The organism is Candidatus Limnocylindrales bacterium (assembly GCA_035626395.1).
Taxonomy (GTDB): Bacteria; Desulfobacterota; Binatia; order UBA1149; family CAITLU01; genus DASPNH01.
Genome location: DASPNR010000016.1, coordinates 1 through 14,161, shown reverse-complemented (window position 1 = coordinate 14,161; position 14,161 = coordinate 1). Strand labels below are relative to the sequence as shown.

The 14,161-nt window shown below is 64.9% G+C and carries 13 protein-coding genes; 6 read left to right on the top strand and 7 right to left on the bottom strand.

Annotated features, from left to right (window positions below; genetic code table 11):
• Positions 1-36: 36 nt before the first annotated feature.
• Positions 37-960 carry a hypothetical protein gene (locus VEC57_07430; protein ID HYB98956.1) on the top strand — a complete coding sequence of 308 codons (924 nt, stop codon included), beginning with the start codon at positions 37-39 and terminating at the stop codon, positions 958-960.
• Positions 961-1,115: 155 nt separating this feature from the next.
• Here the strand turns inward: VEC57_07430 and VEC57_07425 are convergent, their stop codons facing one another.
• The 7 genes from VEC57_07425 to VEC57_07395 all read right to left on the bottom strand — a co-directional run bounded on the left by VEC57_07425 (position 1,116) and on the right by VEC57_07395 (position 9,046).
• Positions 1,116-3,329 carry a molybdopterin-dependent oxidoreductase gene (locus VEC57_07425; protein ID HYB98955.1) on the bottom strand — a complete coding sequence of 738 codons (2,214 nt, stop codon included), beginning with the start codon at positions 3,327-3,329 and terminating at the stop codon, positions 1,116-1,118.
• A 34-nt stretch (positions 3,330-3,363) separates the two neighbouring features.
• The gene (locus VEC57_07420; GenBank protein HYB98954.1) at positions 3,364-3,783 is read right to left on the bottom strand and encodes a phosphoribosyl-AMP cyclohydrolase; all 420 of its coding nucleotides are present in this window, start codon (positions 3,781-3,783) and stop codon (positions 3,364-3,366) included.
• 219 nt (positions 3,784-4,002) lie between these two features.
• Positions 4,003-4,611 carry a PqiC family protein gene (locus VEC57_07415; GenBank protein ID HYB98953.1) on the bottom strand — a complete coding sequence of 203 codons (609 nt, stop codon included), beginning with the start codon at positions 4,609-4,611 and terminating at the stop codon, positions 4,003-4,005.
• A gap of 56 nt (positions 4,612-4,667) precedes the next feature.
• Entirely contained in the window at positions 4,668-5,660 is a 993-nt protein-coding gene (locus VEC57_07410; protein ID HYB98952.1) for an MlaD family protein, read from the bottom strand.
• Complete coding sequence (locus VEC57_07405; protein ID HYB98951.1) at positions 5,653-6,612, bottom strand: ATP-binding cassette domain-containing protein; 960 nt, start codon at positions 6,610-6,612, stop codon at positions 5,653-5,655. Before VEC57_07405 ends, VEC57_07410 begins: the two co-directional genes overlap by 8 nt.
• A complete protein-coding gene (locus VEC57_07400; protein ID HYB98950.1) occupies positions 6,596-7,792 on the bottom strand; it encodes an ABC transporter permease in 1,197 nt (398 codons plus the stop codon). Before VEC57_07400 ends, VEC57_07405 begins: the two co-directional genes overlap by 17 nt.
• 162 nt (positions 7,793-7,954) lie before the next feature.
• Positions 7,955-9,046 carry a DUF1043 family protein gene (locus VEC57_07395; protein HYB98949.1) on the bottom strand — a complete coding sequence of 364 codons (1,092 nt, stop codon included), beginning with the start codon at positions 9,044-9,046 and terminating at the stop codon, positions 7,955-7,957.
• 539 nt (positions 9,047-9,585) lie between these two features.
• Here VEC57_07395 and VEC57_07390 point away from each other — a divergent pair.
• The 5 genes from VEC57_07390 (at position 9,586) to VEC57_07370 (ending at position 13,792) form a co-directional block, all read left to right on the top strand.
• The gene (locus VEC57_07390; GenBank protein ID HYB98948.1) at positions 9,586-10,269 is read left to right on the top strand and encodes a hypothetical protein; all 684 of its coding nucleotides are present in this window, start codon (positions 9,586-9,588) and stop codon (positions 10,267-10,269) included.
• Positions 10,270-10,378: 109 nt separating this feature from the next.
• Positions 10,379-11,224 (top strand): toll/interleukin-1 receptor domain-containing protein, encoded by an 846-nt coding sequence (locus tag VEC57_07385; GenBank protein HYB98947.1) that lies wholly within the window; start codon positions 10,379-10,381, stop codon positions 11,222-11,224.
• Positions 11,225-11,272: 48 nt separating this feature from the next.
• Positions 11,273-11,644: a TIR domain-containing protein gene (locus VEC57_07380; protein ID HYB98946.1), complete on the top strand. Its 372-nt coding sequence runs from the start codon at positions 11,273-11,275 to the stop codon at positions 11,642-11,644.
• A 13-nt stretch (positions 11,645-11,657) separates the two neighbouring features.
• Entirely contained in the window at positions 11,658-12,632 is a 975-nt protein-coding gene (locus tag VEC57_07375) for a caspase family protein (protein ID HYB98945.1), read from the top strand.
• A gap of 86 nt (positions 12,633-12,718) precedes the next feature.
• Positions 12,719-13,792: a hypothetical protein gene (locus VEC57_07370; GenBank protein ID HYB98944.1), complete on the top strand. Its 1,074-nt coding sequence runs from the start codon at positions 12,719-12,721 to the stop codon at positions 13,790-13,792.
• Positions 13,793-14,161 lie beyond the last annotated feature (369 nt).

Below are 14,161 nucleotides of genomic sequence, written 5' to 3'. Positions count from 1 at the left end.
GTTTACTCGAGCCTGGCCACGTGACAATAGGCCATCATGATCGCTCGCTGGAACGCCGTCGTCTCTTGCACCGTCCTGACGTTCGCTTGGGCGGCGGGCGTTGCCGCAGCCGCCGGAAGCCTGGAGGTCGTGCCGCTGGACTCGCGCATGCGCATCGGCTGTGCCCGCGACGGCGACGACATCTTCGTGACCGCCAAGGCCGAGCTCGGCGACAACCGTATCGAGACGATCGCTTCGGCCGCGATGCGTCTGGCAGGCCGTCTCTCTCGCCTCGATGCGAAGGTGGCGATGCTCGAAGAACAGCCGCCAACGCAGGAGGTCATGGCCCGGCTGGCCAAGCTGGAGCGCATCCGCAGCCGCCTCATGAGCCTTGCCCAGGGCTTGGCGAGCTGTGCCGACGGAAGCTTGTTCGACAACGCCGCGCCGCCGGCGTTCGAGGTGCTGTGCCGTCACGGCTTCCATGCGCCATCGGCCGCGCGCAACCGCGAGTGCGGGATCGATCTGAGCAAGATGCTCGCGCCGCCGATGGCCGCCGAGGCCATGGGCCGTTCCGGACCGGCGACGGCGCCGCGCGCGACCTCGCCGGCCGCGTGGGACATCGAAGCGACCGCGGGAATTCTGGACGAGCTGTTCGCCGACGCGTGCGAGGCGACCGGCGGCATCCTGTTGCGCAACACCACGCTCAGCGACGATGCGCCGCTCTACAGTGCGTACTGCGGCAAGATCGGGCGCCCGGTGGTGACGCACTATCAGGAGAATCTTCTGATCCTGGCGATGGAAGAGGAGCCCACGGGGCCCTGCATCGTGGCGATGCTGCAGGCCAGCGACGCCGACGACGGCTGCGGCGACTACAGGCGCCCGCCCGGCGGCGGAGGTGGAGGCGGGACGCCGCCGCCGCCGCCCGACGATGACGACTGCATCATCGTGCGGATGGAAGAGGAACCGACCGGCTGCGAGTGACCGCGAATCCTCGCTGCGCGCGCACTCGGCGACTGCGCCCACGACGACGACGGTCCGTTCCTACTGCTCGACCTACACCTGTGCCCAGTGCTCGTCCGAGAAGCATTGCCGCAAGGGCCGGTCTGCAGGTTGCCTGACTACGTCTGTGCGCCGTCCTACGGACGGGCAATGCCCGACCAATCGCGCCCGATCTCTCCCGCCGCCGGACGGACATCGACCAGGAAGCCCGAGAGGTGCGCCATTCCCGACACCTTCTCGATGCGCTCGGGACCGTCGGCCGCCAGCAGATTGACGTTGACGCCGGTGGTCCTGCTCGCCACCGACAGCCCGACCGCGTGCTGGTGTCCCCAGCCGTGCGGCAGCGCCACGGTGCCCGGCATGAGCTCGGCGTGCAGCTTCACCGGAACGCGAACCGTCGCGGTATCCGTGGAGACGTCGGCCAGCGCACCGTCGCAGAGGCCGGCCGCGCGCGCATCGTCCGGATGCATGTAGAGGTAGTTGGTAGAGCGGTCGGCTTCGACGAACTCCTCCAGATTGTGCGTCCACGAGTTGTGCGTCGTGACCGCGCGTCGCGTGATGAGCTTGAGGCGGCCGGCGGCGGCCAGCTCGCGGGCAAAGTCGTCGTCGAGCTTGCTCGCCTGTTGCAGCAGCAGGGGCGGTGCCAGATCGATGCGGCCGTCGTCGGTGATGACGCGCTTTCCCAGGAATGTGCCCGGCTCGTGGTCGGGGCGAGGTCGGCCGTGCTCCTCGCGCAGCAGCGAGGCGAAGCTTCCCTGCCCGTTCACGCGAAGCAGCGCCGACAGCAGCGCCTCCTGCGGCAGCGAGGGCTGCTCATCCGGATGCGCGAGCGAACGCACCGCTCGCGCCATCTCCAGTGCCTTCTGCGCTGCCGTCGATCCGAACAGTGAGACGCCGCATGCACGCGCGAGGTCGAGATAGATCGTCGCCTCGTCGCGCTGCTCGCCCTGGGGCGGCACGACGGCGCGCGTCGCCTGCAGATAGGGCCGCGACTGCATCCCCAGCATCAACGGAAAGATGAACGGGAGGTCGGGGCGCTGAAGCGGCGAAGTGCACGGCAGCGCATAATGCGCCAGCGACGCGGTCTCGGTGCGGAAGATATCGAGAGTAACCAGCAGCTCGAGCTTCTCGAATGCCTCTTTCAGGCGGCCGGCGTTGGCCATGGTGATCAGCGGGTTGCCGCCCGTGACGAACAGCGCCCGCACCTGCCCGTGGCCCGGCGTAAGGATTTCTTCGGCGAGGATGCCGCCGGGGAAGGCATCGTTGGTCATCGTGAAGCCGCCCACGCGCGACCGGTCGGTGCGCAGCAGCGTTCCGGTCTTCTTGCCGAAGGCGATGAAGTCGGAAATGCCCATTCCGACCAGCGTGCCGCCGCGGCGATCGAGGTTGCCGGAGACGGCGTTGATCGCCTCCTGCAGCCAGAACGCCAGCGAGCCGTTGCCGCCCATGTTGACGCCGGTGGAGCAGTACATGGCCGCACCGTCGGCTTCGCGGTAGGCCGCAACCATCTCGCGCAGCTTCTGCGGCGCGATCCTCGTCACCTCGGCGGTGCGCTCGGGCGTCCACGGCGCCACCAGCGCCGCGATCTCGTCGAACCCTCGCATGAACGCCGAGACGCGTGCGCGATCGACGCCTCCGGTGGCGATGAGCTCGTGGAGGAAGGAGAGGAAATAGAAGACGTCGGTGCCCGGGCGGATGTAGACGTGCTCGCCGGCGACTTTGGCGGTCTCGGTGCGGCGCGGATCGACGACATAGATCTTCGCACCGCGCTCCTCCATCTCGCGCAGGCGCTTGATGGGGTTGCTGACCTGCAGGAAGCTCCACTTGGAGATGACCGGATTGGCGCCGGTGATGATGAGGCAGCCGAGGTGGTCGAGGTCGGGAAACGGCTGCGTGAACGGAAAGCCGTAGACGTGTCGCGCGACCGCGAACTTGTTGGCGCAGTCCTGGGTCGCCGACGAGTACATGCTCTTGGAGCCCAGCCCCGTCATGAAGCCCTGCGCGAAGGCCGGGTGGAGAACGCCGAACCCGGCGGCGGTGCCCACGTACATGGCGATGGAGTCGGGGCCGGTATCGGCGCGGATGGCCTTCACCTTCTCGCCGATTTCGCACAGCGCCTGATCCCACGATACGCGATGCCAGTCGCTGCCGACCCGCTTCATCGGATGCAGCAGGCGGTCGGGCGAGTCGTACATCTTGTGTTGCTTCAGCCCCTTGGCGCAGGCGAAGCCGTCGGTGGAGATGTGGCGCTCGTCGGGACGGATCTGGACGACGCGCCCGTCCTCCACGTCCACCTCCAGCCCGCACAGCGCTTCGCAGATCCGGCAGAAGGTGGTGTGGGTTTTTCTCATTGCCGGCTCTCTTCCGTGTGCCTCTTCGGAATGCTCAGCGAAGGCCGTCCAGGAACGATAGCGGAGCACCCTTGCCGCGAATGCTGCGGTAGTAGCAGGTGGCGCGGGTGTTGCCACGCGTATCCCTGGTGTGGCAAACGCCGCCGGCACGCGGACGCACCAGGTACAACAGTGAGTTCTGTTCGCAGTTGATGCGCACGTCGACGAGCTCGAGGACGTCCCCGGAAGTCTCGCCTTTGCGCCACAGCTCGTTGCGCGACGTCGACCACAGCACCGCACGCCGCGTCGCCAGCGTCTCGTGCAGCGCGCGCTCGTTGGCGTAGCCGATGAACAGCACTTCCTTGGAGTCCGCGTCCTGCAGGACCACGGGCACCACGTGCTGATCGCGCTGGCCGATCTTGGTCAGCTTGGCGAAATCGAGGTTGAGCGACGTTCCTTCTTCGAGCTCGTTCATCCGGTCGTTCCCTCTGGTGTGCCGCCATCGCGCGGCGACCGGCAAGCCTAGTATGTTTCGTCGGAGGCCGGAAATCCTCGAGCCGGCAGCTACTGGTCCAAACCGATGCGCAAGGCTTGGACGGCGATCGGCTGATACCGATTGGTGGTGACGCCGAGAAGGATCGTGCCGCCGAACGCTGGGTGATCTGCCCGTCGCGACCCACGACGACCGGAGCGGCTAGCGTTTCTTTCGAGGAACGTCGGCGATCGCGCGCGCGATGTCGGCGGCCAACCGGTCGATGGCGCGGTTGAGCGCGGCGACGGTGGCGGCCGTGTCGTGGCCTCCCACGGGCTCCTCGATGCGAGACTCGTGGCTGACGAGCAGCCGCCGCGTCAGCGCATCCTCGATGCGCCACCGTGCGACCAGAACGGCGCGACCGTCGGTTGTCGGTTCGAAGCGCACCACATCCACGGGCACGGCCAGCATCGCATCCTGCGTCGCGTACCACGGATAGCGCACGACATAGGGACTGCCGATGCGCGAGATGAGGTTCTGCATGAGCGCCCGCGAGAAGCCTTCCTCGACCGGCTCGGCCCACTGCGCCAGCGGAATGTAATCGATGGACGCCTCGCCGCTGCGGCGGGCGATCTTCGTCTCGGCCGTGTACTCCGGCAAGCTGATTGGGCCGATCCCCACTCGCAGCGTCGACTGGCTCGGCGGCGTGTCGGCGTGGTCGATCGGCGACAGCACATAGAACGCCGTCGGGTCCGGAGTCGGCGCGAGGGAAAAGCCGCAGCCGGCAACCGAGAGGTTCAGCAACATCACGAGCGCCGCGGTTTGTTTCACGCCTCGTCCTCCCCATCGCCGTGCGCCGGCGGCGCCACGATCACGGTAGCGGGCCATCACGGCTTCTCCTCCGGCACCGCCTTGCCGCGCAGCAGCGAGCCCGGCTGGCGTTCGATCAGATCGGCCAGCCGCTTGACCGCACGCGACGCCTCGCCGAGCTCGCCCAGAGTCTCGTTGATGCCCACGATCAGCGGCGAGTTGGGATCGACGAGCGAGCTTGCGTTGTTCAGCGCCAGCCGCGCGGTTTCCAGCGTCGCGCTCAGCTCGCGAGCGGCAGTGCCGAAGTCGCGCGCGACCAGGCTCAGGTCCTGCCGCAGCGGCCCGATATTGCCCGTCAGCGTATCGGCCGTCTGCCGGACCGAGCCAAGCGTGGAGCGGATGTCGGCCACGGTATCGTCGAGGTTGTCGACCGCGGCCTGCAGGGACGGCGAGTTCACGATGCGCTGGATGCCGTCGACGCTTTCCTTGAGGCCGTCGACCAGTCCTCGCAGGTCCACGCCCTCGAACTGCTGCATGAGCTCGGAGAGCTTCTGCTGCACGGCTTCCAGCGGCGTCGGCAACGTCGGGATCTCGATGAACGGCACGGAGGGATCGCCGCGCATGTTGAGCGGGCTACCCGGTATCAGGTCGAGCTTCACGTACAGGACGCCGGTGACGAAGCTCTCCATCGCCAGCTGCGCACGAAGGCCCATCTCGACCGCCCACGAGATCGTCTGCGGATCGGGCACCGCGCTGGAGCCGAGGTCGAATGCCTGGTCGGCATCCAGCTCGATCACGACGGGGATATAGATGGTGGCGTTGGGCCCGGTCTGCTGCGTCAGCGCGCCGAAGTTCAGGAGGATGTCGGTGACGGTGCCGAGGGGAACGCCCTTGAGCTTGACCGGCGCGCCCACGGTCAGGCCGTTCACGTCGCTGTCGAAGTAGAGGACGTACTTGTAAGTCTTGCGGAAGAACTTGCCCGAGCCGAAGGCGGTGATGCCGGCCAGCAGCAGCACGATCGCGCCGAGGACGAAGGCGCCGATCATCACCGGGTTGCCGCGCCTAGACATGCCGTCCCTCCACGTTGCCTACCTCGTCGGTCGATCCGCTGCGGGTCAGGAAGCGGTGCACCTTCGGATCGCGGCACCGCTCGACCAGCTCGTTGGGATTGCCCGAGGCGATGATGGTTCGCGTGTCCACGTCCAGGAAGATGCCGTTGTTGGCGATGGTGAAGATGCTCGGCAGGTCATGGCTGACCACGACGATGGTCGTCTTCAGGCTTTCGCGCAGCTCCAGGATCAGCTCGTCCAGCAGCCGCGAGCTGATCGGATCCAGGCCCGCCGAGGGCTCGTCGAAGAACAGGATCTCCGGATCCAGGGCCATCGCGCGTGCAAGACCGGCCCGCTTCTGCATGCCGCCGCTGATCTGAGAAGGATAATAGTCCTCGAAGCCAGCCAAGCCTACCAGCGCGAGCTTGAGGGCAGCGACTTCGCGCTGCTGCGAGGGAGTCAGATCGGTGAACTCCCCGAGCGGCAAAGCCACGTTCTCGGCCAGCGTCATCGAGCTCCACAGCCCGCCGGTCTGGTAGAGCACGCCGACGCGGCGAAGGATCTGGTCGCGCGCTTCGGGGTCGGCGTCGGTGAAGTTCTTCTTGCCGTACCAGATCTCTCCCCTGGCCGGCGGCAGCAGGCCGAGCAGGGCGCGCAAAAGCGTGCTTTTTCCGCCGCCGCTGGCGCCCATGATGATGAAGACGTCGCTGCGCCAGACGACGAAGTCGAGATCGCGCATGACCACGAAGTCGCCGTAGGCCAGCGTCAGGTCGCGCACGGTGATGTGGGCGTTGTCGTCGGCGGGGACGCCGCTTCGGACCTTCTCGGCGGGAGCCAGCAGACAGCCGTCGTGGTTGCCGGGAGCTGGCGCGCCACCGCCCTCGCTGGGCGGCTGCGCGCCGCCACCCTGCGCGCGCCGCGCGTCCTTGCCGGCGCCGCGCGCCGTGGCGCCGGCCTCAGATTCCGAGGACATAGAACACCACCGCAAAGACTCCGCACGCGCTGATGATGGCCACGATGCTGGTGACGACGGCGCGCGTCGTCGCCTCGCCCACCGCCGAGGAGCTCTTGCCGGATTGCATTCCGCGCAGGCAGCCCGAGAGCGCGACAAGAATCCCGTAGACCGATGCCTTGAAGACCCCGCCGAACAGCATCGGCAGCGTGACCGCGTTCGTGGTCTGGTTGTAGTAGGTCTGCCCCGACATCCCCAGCATCAGGATGGAGACGGTGGCCCCGCCGAGGATGCCGACCAGGTTCGAGTACAGGGCCAGCAGCGGCATCATCGTGGCCAGCGCCATCACGCGCGGCAGGACCAGGAACTCCAGCGGCGAGATGCCCATCGTCGTCAGCGCGTCGATCTCCTGATTGACCTTCATGCTGCCGAGCTGGGCGGCGTAGGCCGCGCCGGTGCGGCCGGCCATGACGATGGCCGTCATCAGCGCGCCCATCTCGCGGACCATGGAGATGCCGACCAGGTTGGCGACGTAGATCTCGGCGCCGAACTGCTCGAGCTGCACGGCGCCGACGAACGCCAGGATCAGGCCGACCAGGAAGCTGATGAGGCTGACGATGGGCAGCGCCTCGACGCCCGCTTCCTGGATGAACTGGAACAGATCGCTGTAGCGGAAGCGTGCGCGCCCGCGCGTCCAGGCACCGAAGGCGAGGGTGATCTGGCCGAGGAACTCGACCATCTCCATGTTGCCCGCCCACGCGGCGGTGGCGAGCTTTCCGAGGCGTCCGAGGAACGACAGCTTCTCGGCCGTGCCGCGCGCGCCTTCGCGCTCGGGAACCGCCGCGGCCAGCGCGATCAGGCTGCGAACGCCTTCGGGAAGGCCGGACTTGTCGATTTCTACGGCCGGCTGCTGCGCCGAGGCTTTCTCACGATCGCGATCGGCCGCCTCGTCCTCCGCCTGCTCCTCGTCCTCGCCGGCGATGCGGCGCTCCAGACCGAGAAGGAAGATCAGCAGGCTCGAGTCCCACTTGCCCAGGCCTTCGGACTCGAAGGTGACGCGGCGAGCGTCGCTGCTGCGGATCTGGTCGCCGAGAGCGGCGGCATCGGGAAGATCGCCCTTGATCGACCAGTCGCCCTGCAGGTGCAGAACGGCTTCGCCATCCTGCGTCTGCAGGTCGGCCTTGGCTTCGGCGTCTTCCATCGTCGGTAGTGCCAGCGATACCGGGGCAAGGGGCGCTCCGCAAGGGGGCGGGCCGAAGGTGCGGTGCGCTTACGTGGCGCGGCGACCGCGGCGTGTGCGCGACGTGGATGGCGCGGCTGTCGGGTCGTCGTCCGCCCGTTGATGCGTGGCGGCGGCGCCGGGTTACGCCGGCGCGCCGTTGATGTGCGGGCCGGGCTCGCCGTGGTCGGAGGCGCGACGGTCGTCCTCGTCAGAGCGAGACTGCTCTGCGTCGTCGGCGGCCTCGCGAGCCGCGTTCTCCTCGGCTTCGGCGGCAGCGGGCTGCGTATAGCGCGGCTCGTCCTCTGGCGCGCCGGTTGCGGCGTCGGTCTCCGATCCTGCGCTCAGCGCCGGACGATCGCCGAAGGCCAGCTGGCCCGACAGGTCGTCGCAGAATTCCTGGGCACCGCTCGAGAGATGATCGTAGATGCGCGCGTAGCTGCGCGTCATGTCGCCAACCAGCTCCGCCGTCTTGACGAAGTGGGCGGTGACACCGGCCTTGTAGCCGCTGTGCTGGCCCTGAAGGCGCGCGTGCTCGTAGGTCAGATCCTCGTGCTGGTGCGAGAGGGCGTCAAAGCGCGTGGACAGGTCGGCGTGACGCTGGGACAGCTCGGTGTGCCGGCCGGAGAGCTCGGCATGGCGGGTGTTCGCGGCGTCGAGCTGGCGGGTCAGGTCGGCGTTGCGGTTGGTCGCGGCCGCAAGCTGGCTGGTCAGTTCGGCGTTGCGCTGGGTCATCGCGTCGAGCTGACGGGAAAGGTCGTTGCTGCGCTCGGTCATGGCCGCGAGCTGGCGCGCCAGATCTGCGTTGCGCTCGGTCAGGTCGCTTACCTGGCCGGACAGCTCCTGCGCGCGCGAGGTCTGCGTGGTGAGCTGGTTGTAGAGGTCGCCGTTGCGGCGCACGACCTCGTCGTAACGGCTGGTGAGCTGCGCGTGATTCTCGGTCAGAGCGGCGTGGCGGGTGCCGAGGCCCTCGTGTTCGTCGGAAAGCGCGGCATGCCGGGTGGTCAGCTCGTTGTGGCGGCCAGTGAGGTCGGCATGGCGCGTGCTCAGCTCTTGCTCGACGTCGCGCAGCTGCTCGTTCTGCGCTCTCTGGTCGATGAGCTCGAGGTGCAGACGCTTGGCGGTGCGGCGGAACGGAAAAACGAAGACGCCGATCAGCAGGCCGAGGAGCGACGCCCCCACGATGAGTAGAATCTCGAGCTGGGAAAGTTGGACCTGCGACAGATCGATCGGCATCAGCGGTTCTCCGTTGCGTCAGGGCGCGAGTGGCGCGCGCGATGTTGGTGGAGGGAGATACCTGTGGCGGGGGCGGAATGGAATTGGGGGCGGTGGGCGGAGGAGGTGGTGCGAGGAGCACGCTCGGTGTGCAACTCGATGGTGAGACGAAGCGGCGGTGGCTGTCTCGCGGGCGTTTATGCCCGGGGTGGCGAGTGGTGGAGGTGTCGTCACGTGCGCGGCAGTAGCGTCGCGGGCAATCGCGTGCGGCCGACGATGCTCGTCAGTCCTGCCGCGCTGTGCACGCGGCCGCGACTAGGCTCTTGCGGAGTCGCCTCCGGCCGCCGCACGGGAGGGACGTTTCGAACGCCGGATTGGTGAGGAAAGGCACTATTGAATGAACCGACCGGTTTGGCGGCCTATCGAGTCGCGACGTACCGGATCATCGCCACGCGGAATCGGCTGGTTGGCACTGGTGACGAGTGGTGCGCCGGAATATACGGGCGGCACGGCGGGGTATGTGGGATTTGGACCGGTCGGTCGATTAGCAGTTGGGCAGTATGATCGCTGTCTCTAAGCATTTGTCCCAGACCGGGCTCGCAGCTGTCGTCGTTGCCGTAGCGGTGGCGGTCGCGACACGGGCGCCAGCCTCATCCTTCGTGATCCGCTCAAGTCACCCAGCCTGTCCTCTCCCCGGCGCACCACCCGAAGAGTTCAACGGCTGTCCGCCCTACACCGACGCCAACATCCTCGCCGCGGTTCCGAAGATATCGAGCGATGACCAGCGTGGTCAGTATGACAGCTGCGGCCCGTGGTCCGCGCCTACGGACGCATGCATTACCTATTTGCCCCGGGTCGTATCGAAGCATCGGGTGATCCTCAAGAGTCTGCGCTGCAGTTGCTATTGCGACAGACTGGAGTGTTCGTACGATCAGAGTGACGAGGTTTTTGATTCCGACCCCAGGGAACACTTCAAACTCGGCGAGGGCGTCGATGCAGAGACCGGTATCGCTATTGATCGCATGTACAAGGCAGGAAGGATCACCGGAACGGAGAAGTACGCGTCGTGGTCTGCAGCTTCGGAATTCGGCACCGACCTCGTGGCGATCGTTCGTGAGGGCCAAGCATACCGTGCGACCTTCGAAAGTTATGCCTGCAAGCTGAGCATTCTCGTGAAGGTGGAGAGTACAGGGGCATCCAGCGTGCTACGACTCATGGAGGAGCCAGATGGTTCGTGCATCTGAGCCCAACAGCGCATGGAGCAGGCCGGCATGAGCTGCCTCGCCAAGAGCGCGTCGCCTCGCGCCGGCTGCTCATGCATCCGTTGGGCGGACAGAGCGGGATCGTAACGGAATGGACGCGAGCAAGTACAAGGCGAAAGGAATGACGAAGAACTTTGTCTTCATCAGCTACTCTCGCGAAGATCGGGCCTTCGTCGACCGCCTTTCCCAAGACCTCCGAAGCGGAGGGGTCACGACCTGGCAGGACACCAAGGAGATCGCCGCCGGAGAGAACTGGCGCTTGGCCATCGAAGGGGGTCTCCGCCGGGCTTCCGCCCTCTTATACGTGGCCAGCGCCCGATCGGTGAACTCGCATTGGATGTCAAAGGAACTGGAGGCCGTCTTCGGCCGGGGTGCTCGCATCATTCCCGTGGTGCTCGATGATGAAGGAGAGCAGGGGCTACCTCACTTCCTCCGTGACTTCCAATGGGTCGACTTCCGACAGGGGTACGAGGCCGCGCTTCCTCAACTCCTCACCGCTCTCCGGTCGCTTCGTTCCGACCGTCCGGCTGAACCACGACCAGAGCAAGCCAAAGGCTACGTGTTTCTTAGCTATGCCGAGGAAGACGCGCCCTTTGTCGACGACCTCAAGGAGTTCTTGAAGCAGCACAACTACGGGTATTGGGACTACCGTGAAAGCGATCGGGACTATCACGCGGATCTGTATCTCGAACTTGAATCCGTCATCCAGCAAGCGGCGGCAACCCTCTCCTTCCTTTCACCGGATTGGAAGCGGTCGCGCACGGCCGTCAAGGAGTACTACTTTTCCCTCGAGGTCGGGGTCCCAGTATTCCTGTTGCGTGTCAGGAACCCCGGCCCCACGCTTGCGGTCGCGGGGATGCCGTACATCGACTTCTCCGAAGATCACCGTGCCGGTTTCGTGCGCCTCGAAAGAGAGTTGTCACGAAAGGGGCTATAGGCACGTCGCACCCGTGAGTAGACTGTCAGACTAAGCAAAGGAGATAGCATGGCCGAGAAGAAAGTGCTCTTCGTCGCGTTTGCGATTGAGGACGAGAGGCAAAGGGACTTCCTGAAAGGGCAGTCTCTCAACACGAAGTCGCCTTTTGAGTACATCGACATGTCGGTAAAGGAGCCTTACAGCTCCGAGTGGAAAGATCGAGTCTGTACCCGAATCCGTCGTTCGCATGGAGTGATCGCACTTGTGAGCAAGAACTCGCTCACGTCCAGCGGGCAGAAGTGGGAGATCGCATGCGCCCGCGAGGAAAAGAAGCGCGTCCTCGGCATCTGGGCCTACACTGACGACAGGACCAACCTGGAAGGCGTCAGGACCGTGGTGTGGACGTGGGACGCCATCAAGGACTTCATCGACAGCCTATAGGCGGGGTGGCGTCATGCGCATCGCACTTATCGTCGGCATAAACTACTACGAACATGGCGGGGCGCTCTTTGGCTGCGTCGATGATGCGCACGCGGTCAAGGCTGTGCTGGAGCGACATGGCGACGGGGCAGTCAATTTCGACTGCAAGATCCTCACCGGCACTGGTCCAACTGATCGGGTCAATCGCAATCTCCTTAAAGACCATGTTGCCGAACTCTTTGGGAAGCAGGCTGAGATTGCGTTGTTCTACTTCGCCGGGCACGGTCACATTGAGGCGACGGGCGGCTACCTTCTGGCGTCGGACTCTCGTCGCGGTGATGAAGGTCTCTCGCTCTCCGATGTGCTGACGCTCGCGAATGCGTCGCCCGCGAGGAACAAGATCGTTGTGCTTGATAGCTGCCACTCCGGGATTGCCGGCACTCCTCCGGTGCTGTGCAACCTCGCCGCGCTGTCTGAAGGGCTCACCGTGCTCACGGCGTCGACGGCTGACCAGTACGCAACCGAGGAGAACGGGAGGGGAGTGTTCACCACGCTCTTGGTGGATGCGCTGCATGGTGGGGCTGCCAACCTGACTGGCGACATTACTCCCGGCAGCGTTTACGCGCACGTGGATCAGTCCCTTGGAGCGTGGGAGCAACGACCGGTTTTCAAGACCAACGTGCGACAGTTCGTCTCTCTGCGAAGGGTCCCCCCGCCGATCGAGCTTGATGACCTGCGGCGGATTGCGGAGTTCTTCCCCGGGCCGGGCTCTGAATTCCAATTGGACCCCACGTTCGAACCCGAGCTAAAAGGACGCGATCCGGGCATGCCCGCACCGATTCCCGAGAACACAAGGCAGTTTGCCATCCTTCAGCGTTACAACAGGCTGAATCTCGTCGTTCCAGTCGGCGCACCCCACATGTGGCATGCAGCGATGCAGAGTAAGGCGTGCAAGCTCACGGTTCTGGGTGAACACTACCGCCGGCTCGTTGAGAAACAACGGATATGAGCGGCGTGGCCGCCCAACAACAGCATGCAGCGGACGGCGCTGCGCGTCGTCCGCTGCATGCTGGGCGTTAGACAGGAGAATGGAAGATGGCGGAATCAGAAAAGGGCAAGGTGCAGTCCGACACGGACCTCTTGTCACCGACGCCACAATCACCGCTCATCTTCATAAGTCACGACGCGCGTGACGCAGAACTTGCTGACGCGTTCAGCAAGCTTCTGAAGAGCGTCAGTGCGGGAATGATCAAAACCTTTCGCTCGTCGGATAAGAAGGGGACTGAGGGGATCGACTTTGGCGAGGAATGGTACAAGCGCTTGATGACGCAACTTCAATCGACAAGCGATGTCGTCTGTCTTTTCACCGAGCGCAGCTTAGATCGGCCATGGATTCTATTCGAGGCTGGAGTGGCCAAAGGGAAACTGAATACTCCCGTCCTCGGCGTCGCCCTTGGCGTCCCACTTAGTCGAGTCAGTGCGGGTCCTTTCTATCAGTTCATGAACATGGACGACAGTGACGCTGATCTGACAAAGCTCGTGAACCAGCTGGCTCGTCGCGTTCCGGGCCTGGAGCTCGATAGCGACGTTGTCAAGAACCAAGTGGCTGCTTTCAAGGAAGCGGAGGCTGCCATTCTGCAGAAGCTTTCCAGCGGAAACACGAAACGGCCCGCAGAGGCGGATGTGGACGAAAGCGCAGTTGCCAAACTGGCTGAAGAGATGAAGGCACTGCCTTCGCGTGTGGCGGAACGTCTAGCAGAGATGGAAGAACCAGTACGGCGTCGCCGTCCGCGCCGCTTTCACCCAATGATGATCGACGAGTTAATGCACATGTCAGGAGAGCCGGGCGATCCGGTCGCGATCTTGATGATCGCTAGCATGGTTCGCGATGAGATGCCGTGGCTCTACGAACTCGCGATGGAGGTCTATCGGGCGGTGAAGACTGAGGATATGGAGGCGATTCAAAGAGAGATGAAACGCCTTCGCAGATTTACCAAAGTGATGATGCGCGGCCGCTTCATGGACGAATTGGGCTTCACTAAGGAGTCTCACATGTTCGCCATGGAGTTCCCACGTATGCTGGAGCATACGCTCATGCGCACCTTGGAAAGAGGCACGCCGGGCCATCCGCCTTCCAAAAGCGAACCTGCTAGCGGCACAGGGGCGTAGCGCGCGTTCGTGTCTAACCATACAGAGCAGCCCGGCACGTGTCAGGAGTGAAGTCATGGGGAGACCGAGTCAGTAGTGCTGTACCACCACGGCGGTGAGTGGCCCGGCTGCGCCTGCGATGGTCGGACTAGTCATGGCCCTCGCGAATGAGGCCCAACACCGCATGGAGCAGGCCGGCATGAGCGGTCGCGCCACGGTAGCCTCGTCTCGCGCCGGCTGCTCATGCAATCGTTATGCAGCTCGCTTTGATGTCCGGACAGCTACTTGGACTCCGGCGCGCGAAAGCATTTCCACGAGCATGTCGATGCTGAAGAGTTCGATCTTGCCTCGGACGAGATCGCTTATGCGTGGCTGCGTGACTCCCATGAG

What these genes read in the sequence shown, in the direction of transcription:
- VEC57_07405 (HYB98951.1), bottom strand. Translation starts at nt 6,612, where the DNA reads ATGTCCTCGGAATCTGAGGCCGGCGCCACGGCGCGCGGCGCCGGCAAG.
- VEC57_07370 (HYB98944.1), top strand. Translation starts at nt 12,719, where the DNA reads ATGGCGGAATCAGAAAAGGGCAAGGTGCAGTCCGACACGGACCTCTTG.
- VEC57_07420 (HYB98954.1), bottom strand. Translation starts at nt 3,783, where the DNA reads ATGAACGAGCTCGAAGAAGGAACGTCGCTCAACCTCGATTTCGCCAAG.
- VEC57_07400 (HYB98950.1), bottom strand. Translation starts at nt 7,792, where the DNA reads ATGGAAGACGCCGAAGCCAAGGCCGACCTGCAGACGCAGGATGGCGAA.
- VEC57_07375 (HYB98945.1), top strand. Translation starts at nt 11,658, where the DNA reads ATGCGCATCGCACTTATCGTCGGCATAAACTACTACGAACATGGCGGG.
- VEC57_07425 (HYB98955.1), bottom strand. Translation starts at nt 3,329, where the DNA reads ATGAGAAAAACCCACACCACCTTCTGCCGGATCTGCGAAGCGCTGTGC.
- VEC57_07430 (HYB98956.1), top strand. Translation starts at nt 37, where the DNA reads ATGATCGCTCGCTGGAACGCCGTCGTCTCTTGCACCGTCCTGACGTTC.
- VEC57_07395 (HYB98949.1), bottom strand. Translation starts at nt 9,046, where the DNA reads ATGCCGATCGATCTGTCGCAGGTCCAACTTTCCCAGCTCGAGATTCTA.
- VEC57_07410 (HYB98952.1), bottom strand. Translation starts at nt 5,660, where the DNA reads ATGTCTAGGCGCGGCAACCCGGTGATGATCGGCGCCTTCGTCCTCGGC.
- VEC57_07390 (HYB98948.1), top strand. Translation starts at nt 9,586, where the DNA reads ATGATCGCTGTCTCTAAGCATTTGTCCCAGACCGGGCTCGCAGCTGTC.
- VEC57_07385 (HYB98947.1), top strand. Translation starts at nt 10,379, where the DNA reads ATGGACGCGAGCAAGTACAAGGCGAAAGGAATGACGAAGAACTTTGTC.
- VEC57_07380 (HYB98946.1), top strand. Translation starts at nt 11,273, where the DNA reads ATGGCCGAGAAGAAAGTGCTCTTCGTCGCGTTTGCGATTGAGGACGAG.